General features: G+C 57.5%; 15 protein-coding genes and 5 pseudogenes. 10 read left to right on the plus strand and 10 right to left on the minus strand.

The window, feature by feature from the left end; translation table 11 throughout:
• Window positions 1-63 precede the first annotated feature (63 nt).
• A complete protein-coding gene (locus tag AACY36_RS10345; RefSeq protein WP_339416443.1) occupies window positions 64-1,704 on the minus strand; it encodes a hypothetical protein in 1,641 nt (546 codons plus the stop codon).
• Window positions 1,705-1,811: 107 nt separating this feature from the next.
• On the opposite strand from AACY36_RS10345, the gene AACY36_RS10350 reads away from it, so the two are divergent.
• The 5 genes and pseudogenes from AACY36_RS10350 to istA form a co-directional block, all read left to right on the plus strand.
• Window positions 1,812-2,414 carry a hypothetical protein gene (locus AACY36_RS10350; protein WP_339416441.1) on the plus strand — a complete coding sequence of 201 codons (603 nt, stop codon included), beginning with the start codon at window positions 1,812-1,814 and terminating at the stop codon, window positions 2,412-2,414.
• Window positions 2,414-2,746 (plus strand): hypothetical protein, encoded by a 333-nt coding sequence (locus AACY36_RS10355; protein WP_339416440.1) that lies wholly within the window; start codon window positions 2,414-2,416, stop codon window positions 2,744-2,746. The genes AACY36_RS10350 and AACY36_RS10355 overlap by 1 nt, the downstream gene beginning before the upstream one ends.
• Window positions 2,747-2,946: 200 nt before the next feature.
• Window positions 2,947-4,590 (plus strand): DUF637 domain-containing protein, encoded by a 1,644-nt coding sequence (locus AACY36_RS10360; RefSeq protein WP_339416439.1) that lies wholly within the window; start codon window positions 2,947-2,949, stop codon window positions 4,588-4,590.
• Entirely contained in the window at window positions 4,590-4,937 is a 348-nt protein-coding gene (locus AACY36_RS10365) for a DUF3969 family protein (protein ID WP_220075126.1), read from the plus strand. Before AACY36_RS10360 ends, AACY36_RS10365 begins: the two co-directional genes overlap by 1 nt.
• Window positions 4,938-5,070: 133 nt before the next feature.
• Window positions 5,071-5,640: pseudogene (istA, locus tag AACY36_RS10370) on the plus strand (IS21 family transposase); the annotation flags it as partial.
• 97 nt (window positions 5,641-5,737) lie between these two features.
• Here the strand turns inward: istA and AACY36_RS10375 are convergent.
• From AACY36_RS10375 to AACY36_RS28275, 3 genes and pseudogenes are all read right to left on the minus strand, one after another.
• Window positions 5,738-6,923: pseudogene (locus AACY36_RS10375) on the minus strand (IS3 family transposase).
• Between the two features lie 75 nt (window positions 6,924-6,998).
• Window positions 6,999-7,385, minus strand: a complete 387-nt coding sequence (locus AACY36_RS10380) for a hypothetical protein (protein ID WP_339416436.1) — start codon at window positions 7,383-7,385, stop codon at window positions 6,999-7,001.
• A pseudogene (locus tag AACY36_RS28275) lies at window positions 7,382-8,025 on the minus strand (hypothetical protein); the annotation flags it as partial. The pseudogene AACY36_RS28275 and the gene AACY36_RS10380, both read right to left, overlap by 4 nt.
• Before the next feature lie 473 nt (window positions 8,026-8,498).
• Here AACY36_RS28275 and AACY36_RS10395 point away from each other — a divergent pair.
• The 3 genes and pseudogenes from AACY36_RS10395 to AACY36_RS10405 all read left to right on the plus strand — a co-directional run.
• Window positions 8,499-8,635 (plus strand): annotated as a pseudogene (locus tag AACY36_RS10395) (GNAT family N-acetyltransferase); the annotation flags it as partial.
• Window positions 8,636-8,690: 55 nt separating this feature from the next.
• Window positions 8,691-9,168: pseudogene (locus AACY36_RS10400) on the plus strand (hypothetical protein).
• Window positions 9,169-9,180: 12 nt separating this feature from the next.
• Entirely contained in the window at window positions 9,181-9,423 is a 243-nt protein-coding gene (locus tag AACY36_RS10405; protein ID WP_339416434.1) for a hypothetical protein, read from the plus strand.
• Between the two features lie 165 nt (window positions 9,424-9,588).
• On the opposite strand, the gene AACY36_RS10410 is transcribed toward AACY36_RS10405, so the two are convergent.
• The 5 genes from AACY36_RS10410 to AACY36_RS10430 all read right to left on the minus strand — a co-directional run bounded on the left by AACY36_RS10410 (window position 9,589) and on the right by AACY36_RS10430 (window position 14,137).
• The gene (locus AACY36_RS10410) at window positions 9,589-9,945 is read right to left on the minus strand and encodes an antibiotic biosynthesis monooxygenase family protein (protein ID WP_065880860.1); all 357 of its coding nucleotides are present in this window, start codon (window positions 9,943-9,945) and stop codon (window positions 9,589-9,591) included.
• Window positions 9,946-10,015: 70 nt separating this feature from the next.
• Window positions 10,016-10,717 carry a glutamine amidotransferase gene (locus AACY36_RS10415; RefSeq protein ID WP_339497044.1) on the minus strand — a complete coding sequence of 234 codons (702 nt, stop codon included), beginning with the start codon at window positions 10,715-10,717 and terminating at the stop codon, window positions 10,016-10,018.
• Window positions 10,718-10,753: 36 nt separating this feature from the next.
• The gene (locus AACY36_RS10420; protein ID WP_339437680.1) at window positions 10,754-11,806 is read right to left on the minus strand and encodes a 2Fe-2S iron-sulfur cluster-binding protein; all 1,053 of its coding nucleotides are present in this window, start codon (window positions 11,804-11,806) and stop codon (window positions 10,754-10,756) included.
• A complete protein-coding gene (locus AACY36_RS10425) occupies window positions 11,803-12,765 on the minus strand; it encodes an AurF N-oxygenase family protein (RefSeq protein ID WP_339497046.1) in 963 nt (320 codons plus the stop codon). The genes AACY36_RS10420 and AACY36_RS10425 overlap by 4 nt, the downstream gene beginning before the upstream one ends.
• Window positions 12,766-12,919: 154 nt before the next feature.
• Entirely contained in the window at window positions 12,920-14,137 is a 1,218-nt protein-coding gene (locus AACY36_RS10430; protein WP_339497047.1) for an MFS transporter, read from the minus strand.
• A 240-nt stretch (window positions 14,138-14,377) separates the two neighbouring features.
• Here AACY36_RS10430 and AACY36_RS10435 point away from each other — a divergent pair, with 240 nt between their 5' ends.
• Complete coding sequence (locus tag AACY36_RS10435; protein WP_339416426.1) at window positions 14,378-15,676, plus strand: serine hydroxymethyltransferase; 1,299 nt, start codon at window positions 14,378-14,380, stop codon at window positions 15,674-15,676.
• A gap of 10 nt (window positions 15,677-15,686) precedes the next feature.
• On the opposite strand, the gene pdxR is transcribed toward AACY36_RS10435, so the two are convergent.
• Window positions 15,687-17,183, minus strand: coding sequence for a MocR-like pyridoxine biosynthesis transcription factor PdxR (gene pdxR, locus AACY36_RS10440; RefSeq protein WP_339416424.1), 1,497 nt, complete (start codon window positions 17,181-17,183; stop codon window positions 15,687-15,689).
• Between the two features lie 136 nt (window positions 17,184-17,319).
• Here pdxR and serC point away from each other — a divergent pair, with 136 nt between their 5' ends.
• Window positions 17,320-18,402 (plus strand): 3-phosphoserine/phosphohydroxythreonine transaminase, encoded by a 1,083-nt coding sequence (gene serC / locus AACY36_RS10445; RefSeq protein WP_339416422.1) that lies wholly within the window; start codon window positions 17,320-17,322, stop codon window positions 18,400-18,402.
• The last annotated feature ends 90 nt before the right edge of the window (window positions 18,403-18,492 follow it).

An 18,492-nucleotide genomic window follows, 5' to 3' on the forward strand; every position in this document is an offset into this window, starting at 1 on the left:
TCTGCAACCTTTGCCACAGCGGGGGGAGGGAGCGCAAAGCCTTGAAGTACCGCCTAGCGCAACTCATGCCTGCACACCCTTGAACGCTTCAGTTTGCTCCAGAGCAGCCGCACGTCTGTCACCTTGGTCTATAAGGACGTCAAGCGCGTTCAATAGAGCTTGGGCATCGTCCTGTTTTAAAGGAAAATTCCAATCGGCCTGACGCTGTATAACCCCGGCCAGCCGAGCGGGGAGTGAGGTTCCGATCCATCTTTCTTCTGCGTTGTCGATGCAGCGGAGCGCCGCTGTTGCTTGTTGGCCGAAATAGGAAACCGGGAATGCGGCACCGGCCCGAATACACAATTCGAGATACCTTCCCATCAAGTAGCTCGACCATCCGACGTGCCGGACCAACCGGTCTATGATCGGCATCACTGTCGCAATTTGAGACCAGTCGCCATTGGCAAATCGACACGCACCGGGCGCGTTTTTTTCAACATTTACGAATAAAAGTGCGTTGATCAATTCTGGCATTCCATGGCCATTTACCTGACCTGGTTGCCAGCTTCCAGGATCAAAGATTTTGTCGTTTATCACGCGAGATACGCAGTCATCAAGTAGTGAAATAGCGTTTTCCGGTATCTGCTTGTTGTCACAGATATGCCTACGGACGGCCATGTCCGCGAAGCGTGCGATGATTGCTAACGAATTGTCGTCGTTCCTCATGAACGGCTTGAGTAACTTGTCGCGTGCCTGATCTAGCGCGAAGAAGGGCGCGGTCCTTGCGAGCAAATCTCCGAGTGCGCGATTCCATTCAAACAGGTCTGAATCCCTGTCGCGCCTTCTGTGGTCGGTCTGCCACGGTGGCGTAATCCTTTCAGAGGTCCAGGTCACTAACTCGAATATCAGCGGCTCTAACAGTGGGCGGTACACGCTCGATGTCATCCACGCCTCAACCGGCATTTTCGATAGTAGAGTCGATGCGGTTTTAGGTTCAAAAAAAATGCTTGGCTGTTGCCAGAGATCTTCAGGATCACGCCCGCGTCGTTTCGCATCTGTTTGGGTCCACGCCAGTGGTAGCGCGGGCATAGGGCTGAGAGTCTGCTTATTAAACGTCTTGATCGCACTGGCTAGATGTCCATGCCGGGCTTTGTGATCGGATGAATAGTCCCACTGATGCTTGTGGAGTTTTCCTTCGTGCATGACGGAGAGATTCACTGATAAGCAGCCTACACACCAACGAAGATGTTCGTCTCTGTCCATGAAAAGGGCATCTAGAGCCAATTCGCTCACGATGTCGAGCGGATGCAAGACGAGGTTGAGCAGGCGCTCTGCGCTATCTGCTCGCGGTGAGTCGGATCGCCGGTCGTGATGCAGTGAAATTATCAGGCGAGTAGCGGGATGCCACGGGATTTTGGAGCCGGGGTGCGTGCCTTCAGAAGGCTTCATGGCTTCGACCTTGGACATCACTTCCCAGGCCCATTTGTAGTAGTCGTCATGGGTATTGCAAAACCGAATGACACAAGCCGCCACATTAGCGATGACGCACTGCGGCGACATCGACCCCTCCAACGTCGCAAAGGCATGTTTGACGTCAAGGCTCTTCGCGTAGGCAGCAGCCTGGCTGATGGTAAAGTCTTTACCGACCGCGCTGGCTTCCAATGATTTGGTGGCCCATGAGACAACACTCATGTCCCGGAGCATTACGGAGCTTTCCTCCAACATTTGCTGCTCATCTTTGGAGAGGAGGGGCGCTGGAGGTTGGTAGGTAACAGCGACAACCGTTTCGCTGTGCGGTGTATGTTTATAGTTTTGAGCGTCACCTAGCCAAGATGCGCGAGCAGATTGAAACCGACAGAAACGCTTACACGAAGCTCAAGGCCCACGACGTTATGGTCGGTGGTGCCTACGAACAGTCTGCCGAATTTTATGCAGAGATCATCGACAATTGCGGGGGCAAGTGTGAGTGGCTAGAAGCCGCATTGAAAAAAACGATAGGGGATGGTATCAACATGGCGGCCTACGCTGCGCTCGGAGGTGGTGGTGCTCCGAAGCCGTCGGCGGGTGTGGGGTCGGCAAGTGGAAGTGGTCCAAAAGCGACAGGAGCTGCCGGTGAAAGTGCAGGCGCCATGCGCCGATTGGACTATGAAGCTGCTCCCTACCACGGGAAAGTCGATAATGCAGTTAAGAGTCGTGCTCCGGTTAATGGTCAAGAAGCGCTAGATTTTTCGATTCAAGTTAAACCGACATCCCCTCGCCGAGTCGGAATTGACTACGATTCTAAAGATTTTGTTGTTTTTGACAAAACGCTAGATACGACTTATCACGGCCATGTCCGCTCTTGGAGTGATTTGCATCCAGACATGCAAAAAGCCCTGCAACAGGCAGGTATGGCTGATCGTAAAGGTAATATTCTTACTGGTGGGAAGCGATAATGAACTATCAAGATTTCCAATCTTATAATAAGCTAACTTTAGAAAAAGCTTTTGCTTCGAGGGATGTTAAGAGCATTTGTGAGGCACTTGTCTCCGTTGCTTTAAATGATTCTGATTGGAGATGGGCACAGAATAAATGCTTAGAATTCCTCAGCAACGAAAGCCCTGATGTTAGAGGGCTTGCAGCAACTTGTCTTGGACATATAGCAAGGATTCACCGCCAGCTTGATAAAGAAAAAGTACTCATTGCTCTTCGTGAACATCTAGATGACAACATCATCTCAGGGCAAATTGCGGATGCTCTAGACGATATCGATATGTTCTTGAGGTAGTATCACATTGGTATTGTCGTGCTGATGTTGATTTATCTGTAAAAGTCTCGTATCGGAGAAATCGGGGTCAGACCACGTTTTTACAAAGGTCAGCAACATTGCTCTTTAAAAAAATGAGAATGGTGGTCTTGAGAATGGAGGTCTGACCCCTATTTCTTGAACAGGTCGATCAACAGAGCGTTAGCCAAACCATCGACGCGATGGTTCAAGCTGATCCGAACCTTGCTTGGATGAAGCAGGCGGAAGCTCGGGGCGATATCGATTGGCGCCAAGTAAAAGAAATTCACGACAGCTTCAAGTATGAATCGTCCGGGCTGGGAGCCGGCGCCAAGATTGCCATCGCAATTCTGATGTCTTTCATACTTGGCCCTGCGGGTCTTGGGTTGAGTGGAACTAACTTGGCCGTCGCGGCCAGCTTGAGCACTACTGCAGTCACAAGCACCATTGATAACAAGGGCAATCTTGGTCTGGCGATTAAAGATACGTTCAGCGCGGGTAGCCTGAAGAACGCTGCGATTGCAGGGTTTACTGCTGGGTTTCTTGATTACGCCGACGATAAATGGTTTACGGCAGCCGATGGTGCAGGGTCCGCCACACAGGGTATTCAACCCACCGATGGTGCTGCTGTAAGCGCAGCTAACCCTTCCAAAGATATCTTCCGTTGGAGCAATGCGACTGATGCGGCGACTCGTACAGTAACGCGAGCAGTTATCAGCAGTGGTGTATCCACTGCGATTGGTGGTGGCAGTTTCAGTAGCAATTTCAACGCAGCGCTGCTGGGCGAGGCCGGCAACATGGCCATGGCCACCGGCTTCAATTGGGTTGGGGACCAAATCACCTTTCCAAACGGAAGTGTCCAGAAAATTGCTGCCCACGCCATCATGGGTGGCCTATTGGCAGAGCTGACGGGGAGTGACTTCAAAACTGGTGCAGCTGCTGCGGGATTGAACGAGGCCTTGATTGACGTCATGGCCGGTGCGGCTGGTAAAAATGAACAGCTGCAGTTGGTTTTTTCCCAGCTCACTGGTCTGGTGGGAGCTGCTGCTGTCGGGGGAGACCTCAACACTGGTTCAGTGATCGCTCAAAAGGCCACTACATTTAATTATCTTTTTCATGAGGAACTTGTTGAGAAAGAACGGAAGCTTAATACGTGCGCGACTGAAGATGCCTGTCAAAAAGTTCGCGATTATTACAATGACTTGGATGCAACTAGGAATAAAGGCTTTCCAAGTTTATGTCGTGATAATCCGACGATGTGCGAGCAAGTTTATGAACGGCTTAAAAATGAAACTCCCTCAAACTGGGCTTTAGTGGAGGAGCTGAGAAAGTCTGGTGTAGACAATGTAACTGGGCGCGCCATAGCACTCCTGACAGCGATGGACAGGAATCAGGAAGCTATCAATATAAATATTGCCGAAAGCATCCGGGTTAAGAGTGGTGATATTGTTGGAAATGCCGCTGCGTCTGTTATGGACGCTTTAAACCCGGGGATGGATCTTTTTTCCTCAACAGCGGGTAAAACTGGAGCTGCTGGAGCTGGGATCAAAACGGGCATCGTTGGTGATGTCGGGAAGAATCGAGGTGTTCAGAACGTATACGATTCCATTCGTAAAGCACCTGAGTTTCCCGCAGGTTTTAGGGAGCGGGCGGGATCAACAACCAAAAATGCGGTAAACAATAGCGAACTGCTAAGCGATCTTCGGCAGGTAGAAGCAGGAAAATGGACTAAGATTTACAAGGACGGTTATGATGCGGTCGGAAATAAAGTGTCGATTCATTACTTTCAAAGTGAAAGTGGGAAAGTTTTTAATGTGAAACTTAAGCCAGGTTGGAGTAATTATTGATGGAAAATCCAGTTTTAGTCGTAGAGCTATATGAGCCAGAGGAGGCTGCTCGATTTTTAGCTGCCACATCTATCGGGTTGTTGAAGTCGATTAGTGATAAAGTCATGACACTTGCCGAAGCTGAACGTTTATTGTTTTCGCCTAGAACTGTAAGGGTGCTGGGTGAAAAAGGCATTTCTTCAGAGCTGTGTGGAATTATTATGGACTGTTGTGAGTTGGACGATATCTTGGATTTACTGCCATTAAAGTTTGATGTTGAATTGAATAAAATGATTGAGCGTTTTTCTAATTATATAATTGGTACGGTCGCACAGGACCCGTACGCTGCCCATGCAAGATTAAAATGAAAGTGGAAAAGGATACTGTGTTGCCGCTGACCGAAAACTGACCCATTAAAGGCTGTTCTGCCGACTGAAAACTGACCCAGGTGTTCAATTGCTTCTGCTCACTTTCCGAGCAGGAGAATACCAGGTGATCAGCATGGAAATGATGGGAAAAATTCGGCGGATGTACTTCCGCGACAAGCTCTCGCTGCACCAAATAGCCAAGCGTACCGGGCTATCCAGAAACACCATCCGAAAGTGGATCAGAGCCCCCGAAGCCAAACAGCCGGTGTACCAGCGGCAAGCCGCTTTCAACAAGCTCAGTCCTTTCCACGAAACGCTGGAGCAGGCACTCAAAGCCGATTCGCTTCGGGCAAAACACAACCGCAGAACCGCAAAGGCTCTCTTCGAGCAGATCAAAGCCGAGGGCTACGACGGCGGTTACAGCCAGCTGACCGCCTTTATCCGCGCGTGGCGCGGCGAGCAAGGAAAATCCTTGCGAGCCTTTGTGCCGTTGACGTTCGCGTTGGGCGAGGCTTTCCAGTTCGACTGGAGTGAAGAAGGTCTGCTGATCGGCGGGCTGTTCAGGCGGATCCAGGTCTCCCACATGAAGCTCTGTGCCAGCCGTGCATTTTGGCTGGTTGCCTACCCCAGCCAAGGTCACGAGATGTTGTTTGATGCCCATACTCGCTCGTTCGGAGCATTGGGTGGTGGGAGAAATCGGGGTCAGACTACGTTTTTACAAAGGTCAGCAACATTGCTCTTTAAAAAAATGAGAATGGTGGTCTTGAGAATGGTGGTCTGACCCCTATTTCTTCTGACCCCTATTTCTTCCTAATTCCGGACACCTCGATAGGTGATTTTGACGCCATTGCCCGTTCGTAAACGGTCGGTGGCAGATATCCCAGTTTCGAGTGCAGCCGTTCGTTGTTGTAAAACCCAACGATGTACTCAGTGATGTCGCGTATCGCCTCGGCATGGTTGGCGTAATCACGTCGCCATACCCGCTCCATTTTCAAGCTCAGGAAGAAGCGCTCCATCACTGCGTTATCCCAGCAGTTACCTTTACGGCTCATGCTTTGCTGCATGTCACTTCTGGCCAGTAGCGCTCTGTAGCTCGCACTCGCGTACTGGCTGCCGCGATCCGAGTGGGCGATCAAGCCGGGTGGCGGTTGACGTTGAGCAACCGCCAGCTGCATTGCACTGCACACCAGTTCAGCGGGCATGTTCGGCGCCATTGACCAGCCCACTACCTTGCGTGAGAACAAGTCCAGCACCACAGCCAGATACAACCAGCCACTACGGGTTCGGATGTAGGTAATGTCTGCTACCCAGGCCTTGTTCGCCGCCTCGGGTTCAAATTGGCGGTTCAATACATTTTCAGCAATCGGCAGGTCATGTTTGCTGTCGGTGGTGTGCACAAATTTACGCTTCCAGGCCGAACGCAGGCCGTTGACGCGCATCATGCGGCGAATCTTGTAAATGCCTACTTCCATACCCTTTGCGCTTAACGCTTTACGCAATGGGCGACTGCCATAACGCCGCCACTTTCAGCAAACGACGCCTTGAGTTGCAGAGCAACGGGGCAGATCGATGCAGGAGCCTCAGCGCGCTTGTTGGCCTCGTAGAAGGCGGATCGACTAACCCCCAACAAACGGCACACATACGCCACCGAATAAGCCTTCTGTTGCAGCTGCCGAACCAAGCGGTACGTTACTTCAGCTCGCGGGCAAAGAAGGCGGTGGCTTTTTTTAATACATCGTTATCCATCTTGAGCTGACGGTTTTCTTGCTCCAACTGGCGAATACGCTGTTGCTCAGAGGTCAGTGGCTTGCCGATCCCGGCTTGCCCCAACTTCTCGGCCTCATACTGTTGTACCCGGCGTCGAACGGCCGTATCACCAATATCAAGATCACGACAAACCTGTGAAACACTCAGGCCTTGGTCCTTGATCATCTTTACAACTTCCAGCTTGAAGCTGTCGTCGAATACTTTGCGTTTGCCGGTCATGGAGAACTCCTCAATAGGTGCATTTTCCACCTGTCGGGGTGTCCGGGGAAATTAGATCACTACACAACCCGGACTTTAGCCGTGCCAACCCACTACTTTGCCAACGGTCCACAGCAGAAGAGCAAAGCTCAAAAGCCCTATGACACTCCACTGCAGGATTGCCAGCTTTCGCTTAAGTGGTGCTGGGAAGGTTCTCAAATCTTCCGCGTTTAACTGACCTCTTTTGAGAAGACCGTTTGGAAAGGTGACGATCCCAGAAAGCCCACCCACGAGCAGCAGTTTGCCCCAGGGGCCGCCATCTTTGAGCGGGGCTCTAGCCAGAACCGCGGGGCATTTAGTCAAGTGATTCAGCATTAAATCCATCTGGGTATAAGCCATATGCAGTGCGAACCCTATCCAAGCAATAATACCCAGCACAACGCCGCCAGACAGGTATCCAAAAAGGGTTTCGGTAGCGGTCATTTGGTCTTCTCATAAATGACTTCGCCAAATTTCTCACTTGCGGTGCCCACAACAGTTCCCCCAGCAAAAGATCCGGCTCCCACCACCACAATGCCGCATGCCAAGGTCGCGGCTCCCACAGTCGGCACGCCTAGCGCAACGCATAAGGCGCTGACCACGGAGCCTGTTAAAAACGCTCCCGCTGCGGCGCCTCCGGCAACCGTGCCGATATAACTGCCTGTTTCAGTGTATTTGACCTTCTCGCATGCCCCCTTATTACCAGCCGAACAGACATTCTGAACCTTCAGAGCGGACGCTCCCGCGCCTACAGCCATGCCGATCCAGCCGCCATACTTCATGGCTTTAGCGGCTCTGGATATCCCTTTAATGTGGGTGGCATACCCTGGGATCTGCCCAGGTGTCCCTGCCTGCGTCCAGCGATGCACGAGGCTTCGACTTGAATGCCTAATGCAGATTTCAGGTTCGGATGATCAGGCAGGCCTGTGCCTTTACGCGCAAAGGATGTCAGGTGGGTATCGAGCTGGGCGAGCAGGCGTTTGCGTTCACTGAAAAACTCAGGTGATCGTAAATGCCCATCCTTGAGGAACGCCCGCTGATGCAGCGCCTCGATTTCCTGTAGGACGTTTTTGAGGTCGTCCAGGATCTCTTGCTGGCCCCAGGCTCTACCGAACGTAAGAACATCAAGCCCGCTGATGGTTGAGAATGACCGTCCCTCAAATGCGCTTCTCACGTCGGATGCCGCAAAAAAAGGCGACTCGATTTGTTTGAAGGTTATTCCTAAACGCTCGCGGTCGTGCCAGTGAATCAAGCGCATCGATTATCGTCCTGATAGGGGAAGCCTAGCGGCCTGCATCCATTGATAGGAGGGCGAAAGATAAGTCGTGGATTGGCAGCGCGAGAATGCGGGGGTTATTGCATTTTATTTCTAGCGGGGTGAAGCAAGACGCGAACCCCTATATTTTCAATGCAGGTTGCCAAATTTAGAGGGTAGTCGAAGCAAAGTTTTCGAGGATTCTGTGAAGGCATCATTGTTAAATGAAATTACAGCGAGTGCCCGATAGTTATATCGGGCTCCCGCCAAGCATGGAGGATACTTTACGAAATGATTGGCCCCTCAAAGAAAGTGCCTCGAACCGTTTTACACCCGCCATGGCTTCGTTTTCGTCGAAAGCAGTGAATTCGACAATCATTATGACCGTCAGCACCTTACGCCGCGCTGTGCACCTTGCCAGCCAGGTGAAATGATTTGAATCCAGCGCCCGCCTTCTAGACAACCCCCGCGTTTGGCTTGAAAGGATGCGTGCGATGAAGTTCGAAGGGACTTTCCAATACATGGGCAATCACGGGATCGTGTTCAACGTCTCGCAGATCACCCTCACCGACAGCGAACGCGGGCGGCTGCGCGAGCTGCATTTTGGTGAGGCGAAGAGCGCACTACGAGGTCAACCGCAAGGTCGTCGAGGTGTACGACAAGATGCTGGCCGAGAACCTGCCGTGCCTGATGATGATCGGCATCTCCAAGCCGCTGACTCGGCAGCAGGGCGATGTGCTCAACGCCCAGCGCACCAGAATCGCCAACTTGGCGGCCTCGTCCTTCGCGGGCGTCACCTCTTACGTTGCCTCCCCCTACGTGGGGGCCCCCGTCGGCGCCGGTGTGCGCATGTACGTGAATGAAACCCTGCCCACCTATCATGCAGGCGACATACTGGTGAGCATCGAGGCGCAGGTGAACGGCGGTATCGGCCCGCAACGTACCGCCTCGACACTGATCATCAAGACCTGACGGGAGAAACCCATGTCTGACATTACCCAACTGGTCGCTGCGCTGGTGCTGTTCTTTCTGCTCGATCGGTTTCTTAAGTCGTACCCGCTTCGCAAGTGGTTAGGGGTACTGCTGGTGGCGATGGGGGCGGTCGGCTGCGTTGCGGCGAGCCACATCCGCTTGCTTGGATTTGACCTGGGGTTGCTGTCGATCTTTGCCGTTGCAGTGGGGGTGGGGTTGTTCCTAAAGCGGCGGCGGTTCGAGCAGATGGGTTGAAGGTGGCAGGGTTCTCCGCGGTTTAGTGCTCCAATGCCTGTCATACAGGAAGCAGCGGCGCAAACATTTGTTGTGATGCTTACGGCAGCGCTCTCTCGGCGACAGCCCTCCAGCGCCCAACCCATGATCGTTCCCAAGCTCCGCGTGGGAACGACCATCGTGGCGTTACGCCGTGGCGTGTGCTCCATCAACAACGACGTTATACGGCGCTTGCTCACGATCCCGCAGGCCGTAATCACGAATGACCGAAGTCACGCGAACGCGGTAATCGTCGAAGATCTTGTCGCGCCCGGCACGTTGTGCAGACAGGTGCGCGGTGACGTTGCGCCACTGCACCACGGCTTCTTCATCGCGCCAGGTGGTCACCGACATCACCTTCTTGGGGTTCAGCGTGCTCTGAAAACACTCGACGGAGATAAACCCGTCCATGGGTTCCAGCAACGGGGTCAGCTTATTGACCAGGTCCACATAGGTCTCGCCCTGGCCCGGCAGTGCCTGCAATTCGAATAACACGACGATCATGATTGACTCCTCATCCTTGACGGTTTTTTCAGGTGGTTTTAAACCGCGGCGGTTGCCCGCCGTCAGTGGGTTAACGGGGGCCCAGGTTGTTTAGCCAGGCGCGCATCACGTTGCCAGCAGCACGGGTCAGGCGATCGCCCAGGCCAGCGGCCGTGGCGCGCAGTGCGACGAGGTCGATGCCGGCGTGGGCGAGTTCGCTGGCGTGGCCAACCAGCCACTGTTCGATGTGGGTGGTGTTGGCTTCGAGATGAAACTGCAGGCCCAGAATCGTGCGGCCCACGGCAAACGCCTGGTGGGCGCCCACTGGTGTGCTGGCCAGCAATACGGCACCGTCGGGCACATCGAACTGGTCGCCGTGCCAGTGCAACACGGGCGTGTCCATCAGCGCGGCGAGCGGTGAGTCCTGGCCGGCCGGAGTCAAGGTCAACGCGGAAAAACCGATCTCCTTGACGCCCAACGGGTAGACCTTGGCGTGCATGGCGCGGGCGATCAGCTGTGCGCCCAGGCAAATGCCCAACAACGGTTTGCCGGACGCCACGCGCTGGCGCACCAGCTCCAGTTCGTCGTGCAGAAACGGGTACAGGTCCTCGTCATACGCGCCAATCGGGCCGCCGAGCACAATCAGCAAGTCGGCCTGCAGCAACTGCTCCCTATAGATGGTGTCCACGGTGGGGTCGAGGTAAATCAGGGTGTAGCCTTCATCGGCCAGCACCACATCCAGGGTGCCCACGTCTTCAAAATGAATGTGGCGCAGTGCAATAGCAGTTTTCATGGAAACACTCAGCGGTTGAAATAAGGGCGTGACGGTTTATGCAGTGGGGTTGAGGTCGACCTTGATCGTCCCCGATTGCGGGAAGGTGCAGCAGGCCAACGCAAAGCCTTCTCCCTTGTCCTTATCGGTCAGGCAAAAGTCGGGCTCGAGGGTGTATTCGCCCTCGGACAATTTGATCCGACAGTGGCCGCAGATCCCGGCGCGGCACAGGCTGCGCACTGCAATGCCGCTGGATTCGAGCATCTCCAGCAGGCTCTTGCCGGCGGGCAGTTCCAGCAACTCGTCGGTGTGGCTGATGTGCAGGCGCAGCGCATCGCTGGTCGCAGGTTGTGCCTGCGCGGCCCTGACCGGCGGGGAGAAGGATTCGATCAGCAATTGGCTGTCCGGAAACAGCGCCAGCGTTTGGTCGCGCAAGCCTTGGGCAAAACGTTGACTGCCGCAGATCACCAACGTGTCCGGGTTACCCAGCAGGTTCAGGTCGGCGGCGGTGGGGCGGCCGGCCCTGAAATGGCCGTTGCTGCGTGCAGCTTCGCGGGTAATGAAGACCTGCAGCGAAAACCAGCGGGTGTTCAGTTCCAGGTCCAGCAACTCATGCAGGAAGGGAATGTCGGCCACCGTCGGCACACACAACAGCAGGCTTACCTCGGGCACCGCCAGGCCGCGTCGTGCGCGTTCCAGCAGGCCGCGCAGCAAGGCGATTGGCAAGGTGATGCCGATGCCGCCAGCGAGCATGCCGACGTGCTTGCAGCCGATGATCGACGCCAGGCTGATGTCCCCGGCCACAAACTCCACCGCGACCTGCGAACCCTCCTGCAAGGTAGCGTGCAACTGGTCCGAGACCCCGCCATGGCCTTCGCGCTTGACCGCAATCTCGAACCCGTCGGGGCCTTGCCTGCGAGTGATCGAATACAGCCGTTGCTGCGGCGTGCCCGTAGCGTCCGGAAAGCGCAGCGCCACGTGCTTGCCGGGTTCCAGGCGGTCGAGGAACTCGGCGTGGGCGCCCACGGCGCGCAGGCTGAAGACGTTGATCGCAGCGGTTTCAATGGTCACGCGTTCGCAACGGGCCTGCAGTGGGGTCATGGCGTTCATGCGCGGGCCTTCTCGCTCAAAGTTTCGATGGCGTGTTCGGCGCTGCTCAGGCCTTTGCCCGTCAGGCCGACACGGTCGATCAGGGCCTGGAGCGAGTCGGTGTATACGCTGATTTCGTTGTTGTCGCCCACGTCATGCAGGATCTCGCTGGCATGCGGCATCTGCAGTATCGAGAACACCTTGGCCCATGCGCCCATTTCGTTGTTGGCGAACATCTGCACGGTGCGCAGGATGATTGAGCGCAGGTACTCGCGCTCGGTGCGACTCAGGCCATGAACGATGTTGGAGGCGACAAAACTGAACACGCTGGAATGGCTCCATTCATCGATGGCGTGGGTGCGTGTGACCTCGTGGCACACCGCCTGGATGCTGATGTCTTCGGCCATGGTCTTGAGGTAATCGGTGATCAGCGTTTCACTCGCGCACGCCACACCAAAACGGGTCAGGCGGCGCTCCCATTCGGCCGTGCAGTTGGCCAGCAGGGCTTCGCGCCAGGTCACTAGGTTGAACGCGCTGAAATCCAGCGGGGTCAGTTTGCGCATATCGTAGATGTAGTTGCAGGCCATGATCGACATACGCGTGTGCAGGGCTTCGTCCAGCAGTGCCTGGGACATCACGTCCTGCAGCAGGGCGCGATTGTGGCTGTGTGGCGGGGTCTTGATGATGTCCTCGCAGGCGGGCACCACCACGTCGCATTCGATGTAGATCGTCTTGAGGTTGTAGATGCCCCACGCGTAGGACAGGCACTTGGATTGCAGGTCCTGGGGCGCTTCGAGCCAGGCCTGGTGATGACGGAACGGCAGCAGCGACAGGCTGAAATCCTGCTTCTTGGGGTCAAAGGCCAGGCCCCAGTAATCCGGTTGCGGATTGTTCACGGCAGCGCGAGTTTTCCAGAGCCCGGACAACTTGGCGAGCATGTTTTTTACCACGTCATCGGTACCACAATTCAAACGGTCCATGTTTTAACTCCAAGGAAAACAACTATTGGTGTTCGGGTTAACCGCGCAGTCCTGTGCAAACATGACGGGGCCCACAAGGGGGTTGCCGCGTAATAAATGCGGGACGTTGCCCTTCAAGTCTGCGGCAAAAAAACGCCGGGGATATTGCTCCAGGTCAGCTGAGTTGCGGGTGTGGTGCGGGCATTTTCCGAGCTTTTGCCAAGTGCCGTTCCTGCATCAGGGTCAGCGCGACCGTCAGGCCCATAAAGGCAGCACTGGCCCAGAAAATCGAGTTGGGGTGGCCTTGGTCGAGTAGCCAGGCGAACCCGACCGGGCCGAGGGTGCCGCCGATATTGAAGCCGGTGGAGACAATGCCGAAGGTCTTGCCTTCGGCGCCTTTCGGCGACGCTGCGCGCACCAGCATGTCGCGGGACGGCGCGATCACCCCGGTCAGGAAACCCGCTACACCGAGTACCAGCAGCAGTGCCAGCTCGCTCAAGTGCGCCGTGGCGACCAACAGTATCAACCCGCTGGCCAGGGCAAACGCGCTGGCGGCCACCACGCCATGGCGGCGGGTGCGGTCGGCCAGTGCACCGCCTGCCAGCACGCCAAAGGCGCTGGCAAACAGGAACGCGGTGAGTGCCGAGTTGGCCCAGGTCAAGGCCACGCCCTGGCCTTGCGTAAGGGCCGCGACCGAGAATTTTTCAATTGCGCCGGTGCTCAGGTTCAGCAGCACGAACAACAACGTCAGGCTCAGCACCAAGGGCGAAAGCAACGAGCGCCGACGCGTGTCGAAGGGAGCCGGGTCGGCCGCTGGCGACACATAATTGACTTGGGCCCGTGCCGCGCCAGGTATCGACAACACCGCCAGCGCGACAAACCCTACGCCTGCGGCGGCGGCAAACGCCATGGCCGGCGTGCTCGCCACGGCGATGCTCAACAAAAACACCGGGGCCACGGCGGCGCCGAGGAAGCCGGCGAAGGTGTGCACGGAGAACGCTTTGCCAATGTGGGCAGGGTCAATATGGCGGGACAGCAGGGCATAGTCGGCCGGGTGGTAAACCGCGTTGGCGACGCCGGCCAGCGCCATGCCGATCAGCAAGCAAAGGTAGCTGGGCACGAGTGCAATCAACAGGAAACTGCCACTGCCCACTGCCAGCGCGGCTAACAGCAGGCGGCGTGCGCCGAAGCGGTCCACGGCAAACCCCATCGGCGCCTGCACCAGCGCGGTGACGATGTTGAACAGGCTCAGGGCCAGGCCCAACTGCACGTAATCGACGTCGAAAAAAGCCGGGAGGAGGGGAAACAACGCCGCCAGCACCATGATGTGCAGATGACTGACAAAGTGCGCGGCTGCGACCTGCGGCAGCAGTCCGATACGAAAAGACGTCATGGCAGAACCTGGGGAATGGGGGGTGACAAAACCGGCGCAGAGCTTAGTGAGGCGTTGGTCTTGCGGGATAGTCCAATGTTCAAAGGTTCACCAGACCACTTTGCAGCGTTACTGGCCTAGCGCCGTGGCGCAGCGCCGCGCAGTGGTCTGCAACGCTGGCGCAAACTGGTATACCGGCGCGGGCCGTGGGCCGCTAGGGTAGACGCCGTTTGCCAATCGACGTTTTCACAGGGAGTGACCATGCCGCATTTCGCTTATCGAGACGGGCACGCGCTGCCGGTGCTCAGTGGCGTCGCACTGGCCCAGGCGGACGGGGATGTGTGGCGTGCCATCGACGCCGAGCGCCAGCGCCAGATGCAGTCAATCGAGCTGATTGCTGCCGAGAATTTTGTCAGCCGTGCAGTGCTTGAAGCCCAGGGCTCGGTGCTCACCAACAAGCATGCCGAAGGGTATCCGGGGCGCCGTTATTACGCCGGCTGCTGCAACGTCGACGCGATAGAAGAGCTGGCCAACGAGCGCGCCCGGCGGTTGTTCAACTGTGCCTACGCCAACCTGCAACCCCACTCGGGCAGCCAGGCCAATCAGGCGGTGTTTCTGGCGCTGCTGGCACCGGGCGACAAGATCCTCGGCCTGGACCTCAAGTCCGGCGGGCACCTGTCCCACGGCGCGGCGTTCAATATGTCCGGGCGCTGGTTTCAGGCCCTCAGTTATGGCGTGGATCCGCTGACCCATCGGGTCGACATGGACCAGGTCGAGCAGATGGCCCGCCAGGAACGCCCGCGATTGATCATCGTCGGCGCTTCGGCCTATTCACGGGCGCTGGACTTCGCGCGCTTTCGCGCAATTGCCGACGAAGTCGGGGCATTCCTGATGGCCGACATTGCCCACGTCGCCGGACTGGTAGCGGGCGGTGCGTACCCGTCGCCGGTGCCGTTCGCCCACGTCACCACCATCAGCACCCACACCACACTGCGCGGGCCGCGCGGCGGGATGATCCTGTGCAACGAGCCGGGCATTGCGCAGAAAATCAATGCGGCGGTGTTTCCCGGCCTGCAAGGCGCGCCGCTGATGCACACACTGGCGGCCAAGGCCGTGGCGCTCGGCGAAGCCTTGCAACCGGCGTTCAGCACCTACGCGCATGCGGTGATTGCGAACGCCCAGGCCTTGTGCGGGCGCTTGGCCGAAGGCGGGTTGTCGGTGGTCTCGGGCGGCACCGACTGTCACCTTGGCGTGATTGACCTGCGGCCGTGGGGCCTGGTCGGCAATGTCGCCGAACAGGCGCTGGAAGCGATCGGGATTACCGTGAACAAAAATATCGTGCCGGGCGACGAGGTCAAACCCAGTGTCACCTCCGGCATTCGCATCGGCAGCGCGGCCTGCACGTCGCGAGGCATGGGCGTGGACGAATTTCGCGAGATCGGCGACATGATCCTCGCCATGCTCGGCGGCGTGCGCAGCGGCGCCCTCGACAGTCGCACCGAGCGCTCGATTCGCGAAGGCATCGGCGAACTGACCAAGCGTTTCAAGCTGCCTTACTGAGCGGCTGCCTCTAGATTTTCAGCGCATTGGCCAGGCGCAGCATGGCGGCTTCGATTTCATACGCGGTCAACGACGAGTAGCCCAGCAGCCAGCCGTATTGCTGCGGTTCGCCTGCGTACAGCTTGCTGAGTCCGGACAATTGCACGCCGGCGGTGGCCGCCTGGCGAATGGTTTTTTCTTCGCTCCAGCCCGCTTTCAGCAGACACGGAATCTGCAAGCCGCCCGGTGGCAACTGGGCGGTGACGACCTCGCCCAGGTACTTGCCAATGGCGTCATGCATGATCGAGCGTCGCCCGGCATACAGCTTGCGCATGGCCCGCACGTGGGCGTTGTAATGACCGTCTTCCATAAACCGCGCCAGGGTCAGTTGCAGCACTTGCGGCGTATGCCCGTCCATCATGCTGCGCGCGTAGGCAAAGGGCTTGACCAGTTCGTGGGGCAGCACCATGTAGCCCATGCGCAAGCCGGGGTAGAGCGTCTTGCTGAACGTGCCGATATAGAGCGTGCGCTGATACTTGTCCAGCCCCTGCACGCAGGCGGTGGGTTGTCCGTCGTAATGGAACTCGCTGTCGTAGTCGTCCTCGATCAGCCACTTGCCTTTTTCTGCCGCCCAGTTGATCAACTCAAGGCGCCGTTCCAGCGGCAGCGTCACGCCGGTGGGGTATTGGTGCGACGGTGTGACGTACACGCAGTTGGCGCCGCTGCGGTCGGCGTACAGCAGGTCGGTGCGGATGCCGCGTTCATCGACATCGATGGGCAGCACCTTGGCTTCAGCGATCTCGAAGGCTTTGCGTGCGCCGTAATAGCCAGGGTTTTCGAGCAAGATCGGGTTGCCGGCATCCACCAGCAACTGCGCGCAGAGGTACAAGGCCTGGCGCGTGCTGCTCAGCACCAGCACCTGATCGGGCGAACACTTGGCCCCGCGCTCTAGGTTCAGGTAGGTGGCAATCGCCTTGCGCAGCGGCTCGGCGCCTTGAGGGTCGCCGTGCAAGAGCACGTTGGCGCGATAGTCCTTCATCACCTGGCGTTGCAGACGTTCCCAGACATCCGTGGGGAAACTGCGGGTTTCCGGCAAACCGGTGGCGAAGGCCTTGATGACTTGCTGGTCGCTGACGCCGCCCGTTTCGAAGATCATCCGCCCGCGCTGGCTCAGCTCGGCGCCGGGTGCGGCGGCGTTGCTGCGCACTTCCTGGGCCTTGATGCGCCGGCGTGTGGCGCCGCGCAATTCGACGCCGACCGTGTCGCAGACGTAACTGCCGGCACCCTCGCGGCGCACGATAAACCCGTCCCGATGCAACTGCACGTAGGCGTTCTCGACGGTGTCGCGGGCGCACCCCAGCGACTTTGCCAACACCCGTGTGGCAGGCAGTTTCAGGCCGGGGCCGAGGGCGCCGTCGAGGATCAGTGCGCGCAACGCCCGCTGGATGCGCTGGTGCAAGTCCAGCAGCTGAAACTCCACGTCGTTGAGGCGCATTTTCAGGGTTTCGAGCTCAAAGGTTTTTGCCATGCGGTCTGCTCAGTCCTTTGGAATTGGCCTGTAATGGCAGGCCAGTCTATCCGTAGAATCCAGCCCTCGCCAGCCCGGCCCCGGCGCGTGGCGAGCCCGCACGATGCGAGTGTTCTTGAACAGGAGTTACGCGACGATGGCCAGATCCCACAACTTCAGCGCCGGCCCCACGGCGGTGCCGCTGGAAGTGCTCACCCAGGCACACGAAGAATTTTTTGATTTTGCCGGCACCGGTATGTCGGTGATGGAGATCAGCCATCGCTCCCGCGTGTTCATGGACGTGGCCCGCCAGGCGGAGCAAGATCTGCGTGACATTCTCGGCGTGCCGGACGCGTACAAAGTGCTGTTTTTGCAAGGCGGCGCCTCGCTGCAGTTCGCCCAGGTGCCGATGAACCTGTTGGGCGACAAAGGCACGGCGGACTACCTGCACACCGGCCTCTGGTCGGGTAAGGCGATTGAAGCGGCGCGGCGTTATTGCGATGTGCGAATCGCGGCCAGTGCCCGCGCAACCGGCTTCGACCGCGTGCCTGACGCAGCGAGCTGGCACCTCAATCCTGACGCTGCCTACCTGCATTACACCGAGAATGAGACGGTCCACGGCGTGCAATTCATCGCCCCGCCCAACAGCGCCGCGCCGCTGGTGTGTGATGCCTGTTCAAGCCTTTTGTCCAAGCCGATGGACGTCGCCCGGCATGACCTGGTGTATGCCGCCGCCCAGAAAAACATGGGGGTGGCCGGGTTGACGGTGGTCATCGTCGACCCCGCATTACTGGAACGCTCCCATGCCTTCACTCCGGACATTCTCAACTACGCCCACATCAGCGATGCGCAGTCGATGCTCAATACCCCGGCGACGTTTCCCTGGTACCTCACCGGCCTGACGCTCAAGTGGATCAAGCACAACGGCGGTCTGCCGGCCTTGCATGAGCGTAACCAGACCAAGGCACGCCGGCTCTATCGCGTCATTGACGAGAGCGGCGGTTTCTACCGCAATCGGGTGCAGCCGGCGTACCGCTCGATCAACAACGTGCCGTTCGTGCTGGCGGATTCGACGCTGGAGAAGACCTTCCTGCGCCGCGCCGAAGACGCCGGCCTTAACGGCTTGAAAGGCCACGCCAGTGTCGGCGGCCTGCGCGCCAGCCTCTACAACGCCGTCTCGTTAACCGCAGTCGAGGCGCTGACTGACTTTATGGCTGACTTCGCACGCGCACATGGGTAACCGCCCCTGCGCGAAAAAGTGGTCTGGTCTGCTGCGCGCAAGCGTAGGGGCAAACCCCACCATTCAACGGCTATAAATGACCGCCTGGCC

The organism is Pseudomonas sp. EA_15y_Pfl1_P101, from assembly GCF_963970835.1.
In the GTDB taxonomy this organism is placed as follows: Bacteria; Pseudomonadota; Gammaproteobacteria; order Pseudomonadales; family Pseudomonadaceae; genus Aquipseudomonas; species Aquipseudomonas tritici.